The sequence below is a fragment of the Sphaerospermopsis reniformis genome (assembly GCF_005402885.1).
GTDB lineage: Bacteria > Cyanobacteriota > Cyanobacteriia > Cyanobacteriales > Nostocaceae > Sphaerospermopsis > Sphaerospermopsis kisseleviana.
Genome location: NZ_BJCE01000680.1, coordinates 1 through 202 on the forward strand (window position 1 = coordinate 1; position 202 = coordinate 202).

1 protein-coding gene is annotated in these 202 nt (G+C 33.7%); it reads right to left on the reverse strand.

What is annotated here, in order from left to right:
- The coding region (locus FFR48_RS28830) for a hypothetical protein (protein WP_162502016.1) at positions 1 to 202 on the reverse strand (202 nt) is incomplete at both ends.

Sequence of the window (202 nt, forward strand, 5' to 3'; positions counted from 1 at the left end):
TTGCAAATTTCCTAATTTGATTTCGCCAGTGGTACTTTCTACGGAAATATTACCAGAATCATAACCATTACCAGCGCTAACAATATCACCCGCAGTAATGTTACCACTTGCAAATAATTTTACGTTGGCAGTAGAACTAAAACCATAATTATTATAATTTTGCAAATTTCCTAAGTTAATTTCACCAGTGGTACTTTCTACG